Annotated in this window: 1 protein-coding gene; it reads right to left on the bottom strand. The window is 69.9% G+C overall.

Translation table 11 applies throughout. The features are described 5' to 3' along the window. Nucleotides 1-106 precede the first annotated feature (106 nt). Nucleotides 107-1,852, bottom strand: coding sequence for an amidohydrolase (locus ACFWFI_RS42480; RefSeq protein WP_387401281.1), 1,746 nt, complete (start codon nucleotides 1,850-1,852; stop codon nucleotides 107-109). Nucleotides 1,853-2,022 lie beyond the last annotated feature (170 nt).

Genomic DNA, 2,022 nt, shown 5'->3' with positions numbered 1-2,022 from the left:
TTATGTTTATAAGAGACAGGACCCCGCACGCACAGCCCACCCCACGCAGGACCCCGCCCGCAGTGGTGCCCCCGTCCGCCGCCGGAGGGGGGCACCTCGTGTCCTCTCAGACCTGCGGCTTCAGCGCCGGCCCGAGCGAGGCGAACTTCTCCTTGCTGATCACCCGGCGCGGCGGCCAGGTGATGTTCTCCGGCGGCCAGCTCTGGCCCGTCTTCTTCAGGAACCAGGCCGGCGGCTCGTACATCGGCGGCTCGTAGCCCTCAGGAAGAGCGGTCTTCCAGGTCAGGCCCTCGGTCCGCTTCTCGAACTCCTCCTTGACGCCCCGCAGCAGCTCCGGCTTGACCAGGAGGTCGACAGCCGTCGCGGCCAGGTAGGCGGCGGCGGCCCCGATCGCCGCGTGGGCGGGTGCCGATCCCGCGCAGGAGGCGGTCGACCAGGTGTGCATCTTCGAACCGATGGGGGCCACGGCCGCACCCATGGAGACGGTCGGAACCTGCCAGCTGATATCGGCCACATCGGTGGAACCGCCGCCCATGAACACCGGGTTGGGCGGTGCCAGCTCACCGATCTTGTCGTGCAGACCGCTCTCCGGCAGTCCCAGCGAGCTCTGGAGCTCCTTGGCGAGGCGCTGGGCGTCCTCGGAGAACACCGGGGGCCCGATCTGCCGCATGTTGTCGTACATCAGCTCGGCGAACGCCTTCGAGGGGAGCTGGTTCCAGCACGCCGACGTGATCCGGTGCTGCACCGACGTACGGCTGGCGGTCGCGGCCGCCTTCGAGACGGCGATGACCTTGTCCAGCAGGGAAGTGACCCGCTCGACGCTGCCCTCGCGGACGTAGTAGGAGATCTCCGCGATCTCCGGTGTCACATTGGGGATGTCCCCGCCGTTGTTGATCACCCAGTGCAGCCGAGCCGAGGGGGCCATGCTCTCCTCGCGGAGGAACTCCGACATGGTCGCCATCATCACGGCCGCGTCCAGCGCGCTCTTGTTCCCGAGTGGGGTGCCTCCGTGGCCCGCGACGCCGAGGAAGGTGAAGGTGACGGCCGTCATCGCGTTCGAGGTGCCCCAGCCGGTCGCGTTGCCGGTGGAGGGGTGCCAGTCGAGGAAGGCGTCGAGGCCGTCGTAGACGCCCTTGCTGACGGCGTACGTCTTGCCGATCAGCTGCTCCTCGGCGGTGGAGCCGAAGAACTTCACGGTCACATCGAGCTTGTGGCGCCGGGACGCCTCCGCGACGGCCGCCGCGGCTGCCGCCGCCGCGGTCCCGAGCGCGCAGTGTCCGCAGCCGTGACCGGCCCCGTAGCCCGGGGCGAAGGGGTCGTGGACGTACTCCTTCGGGTCGTGCTCGCCCACCCCCTTGTTCTGGGACAGGCCGGGAAGGGCGTCGTACTCACCGCTGAAGCCGATGACCGGGCCGCCCTTGCCCCGGGTGTACGTGGCCGTGAAGGCGGTCGGGAAGCCGGCCGTGCCGAACTCCACGTCGAAGCCCGCCTTGCGCAGGAAATCGGCCTCAGCGAGGGAGGAGTTCCACTCCCGCAGGCTCAGCTCCGCGTGCTCCCAGATCTCGTCGTTCAGCCCGTTGATCCGGGACGCGTTCCGCTCGATCCAGCCGAGTGCCGTCCGCTTGGCCGCCGAGTCCTGGGCGAGCCCTCCGGGCGGGGTGTACGCGGCGGCGTCCACCGCGGCACCGGCGGCCTCGTCCGAGGCCGCCGCCATGGCCGGATCCGCTGCCGCACCCATCGCCGTGGTGGCGATTCCGGCGGCCCCGAGCATCTGCATGATCCGGCGGCGGCTCAGCCCGTCGCCTGTGTGTACCGCGTGGTCGTGGTCGCTGGGGTCGTGCAGGTCGCACACGGGCGCCTCCGGTCCGATGGCATGTACAAGTACAGTGCCCGGCACTCTCCATTCCGGATGTTGCCAAGTCAATAGGGCTGCATATCCGCGGAGTTACACGCTCCGCCACCGGCACCGAAGGAGGCGTTCGGTGCGGGCGGACCGGGCCGCACGGGTGCGGGACGCAGCCG

The sequence above is a fragment of the Streptomyces sp. NPDC060209 genome (genome assembly GCF_042728155.1).
Classification (GTDB): domain Bacteria; phylum Actinomycetota; class Actinomycetes; order Streptomycetales; family Streptomycetaceae; genus Streptomyces.
Note: the sequence above shows the minus strand (reverse complement) of the source record. Positions and strands in the feature narration are given on the sequence as shown.